The organism is Larkinella soli, from assembly GCF_003703975.1.
GTDB lineage: Bacteria > Bacteroidota > Bacteroidia > Cytophagales > Spirosomataceae > Larkinella > Larkinella soli.
The window spans coordinates 1-1,817 of record NZ_QTJY01000047.1; the positions used below are offsets into that span (position 1 = coordinate 1).

The 1,817-nt window shown below is 51.4% G+C and carries 2 protein-coding genes; both read left to right on the forward strand.

The features are described 5' to 3' along the window. Positions 1-192: PQQ-binding-like beta-propeller repeat protein (locus DX909_RS29250; protein WP_164851458.1), on the forward strand; the 192-nt coding region annotated here is incomplete at its 5' end. A 202-nt stretch (positions 193-394) separates the two neighbouring features. Beyond that, positions 395-1,817 (forward strand): M12 family metallopeptidase (locus tag DX909_RS29255; RefSeq protein WP_164851459.1); only part of this gene is annotated, 1,423 nt, incomplete at its 3' end.

Sequence of the window (1,817 nt, forward strand, 5' to 3'; positions counted from 1 at the left end):
ACCAATCTGAAGAAATTTCAGGGCTTCAAGAGCACCACCGCGATGACCGCCTATGGGGGGCATTTGTATATCGCTTCGGATGGCAACATCTATAAAGTCGATGCCACGGGCAAGACCATCCGAACTTTTGCAGGCTATGATGGCGTGACCTCAATGGGAGCCACCACTCAACTACCCTTCACTCTATTTTGAGAATCGGTTTGCTCAACTTGGCCGCTCAGGCAACTCTTGACAATATCCAGGCCTCTTCACCAGTCAATTGGCCAATCAACAACAAGCGCATTGGCTGGTGAAGACGTGGTTAAAAAGCCTCAACGGCTTTATGTCACCTTGGTACCTGGTTATCCAGGACCTCGCTTCATTGCTAATACTTATTATCAATTCAACAATACCTATGAATACCAAGCATCTTCCTATATGGGCAATGGGTTTGTTTGTGACCGCTTCTGTACTCAGTTCATGCCAGAAGGACCTGGAAGAAACCAACCCTAGCCAACAGGCGGCTCTCCACCAGCCTAACCCTGCTAAACACAGATCCTTCCCGCTTGGTAAAGGTGGGATTGTCAAACAAGGTACTTACCAGGGCCGGTCCATCACTTATCAGGAGATCGACGGCCAGGCCGTCTGGCAGGGTGACATGCTGCTGAGTAAGGAAGACTTAGCCCCCGCCCAGACCAGGCAGAGCAACTCTAACGCCCGCGTGGCAGGCATCGGCGTAGCCAATGGGCCCCGTCGCTGGTATGAAGGCCGCATTCCTTATGTAATCGGCCCCGGTTTGGAAAAAGCAGCCATTGAAAGTGCCATGCGCCGTTGGCAAGACAATACACCGGTCGAGTTTGTGCCCCGTACGATTGAATCTGACTATCTCTATATTCAGAAATCGACGAGAAACGCGTCCCATGTAGGCCGGCAAGGAGGCCGGCAGGTTCTTGAGCTCACTAGTGGTAGCTTTGATTTTGAGGACGCTCATGTACACGAACTGGGTCATGCCATCGGCCTAGGACACGAACATGTTCGCAGCGACCGGGACAAGTACATTACCTTCCATCCGGAAAACCTAGAAGTAGGATATAATCCGAGTAACTGGTTTGGTATCAGCGACATGCCTGGAGATGTCAGTTTTGACAGCCGTGATGGTTTCGACTTTAAGTCGGTCATGCTCTATGGCTCTTACCAAGGGGCGCGAATTGAAAACGGAAATTATGTAGGGCCCGTGCTTTCCCGAAAGCCATATGGTACAACTTGGGAACCTAATTACTCAGTCACGCCCTCGTATGGGGATGGACAAACGGTCCAAGCGATGTATTCCGATGTCTATGTAGTACAGGCTGATAATTTGTTTGGGATGAGTCACACAAAATTTACAGATCGTGACAATAAATTCCTAAAGTTCCGGATGGGAACCGGCTGGCGGGGAGCAACTCAGGGCATTGCCGAAGATCCTAATGGCCGCCATTTTTATGCCATTCAGGGCAGTAGGCTCTGGCGAGTCGACCGCTTAACAGGGAGCTATCAACAGTGGGGCAACGGCAACTGGACCGGTGCCACGGGTTTAACGGGCCCAGACGCCCAAGGCAATCTCTACGCCCAGCAGGGCGACTATTTCTGGAAGATCGATAAGTATGGGGTCCACCGCGTCTTGAGCGAGGGCGGTTGGTTGACCACCTGGTATGGCACAAAGGCTCTGTACTATCATAATGGGTGGCTCTACGTCATCTGGGATAGTAAACTCTACAAAGTCAACACCACCACCGGAGCTACTAGTCGGTTAGGGACGTCTACCTACAGCAGTTTTCAGGCCATGACCGCACTGAGTC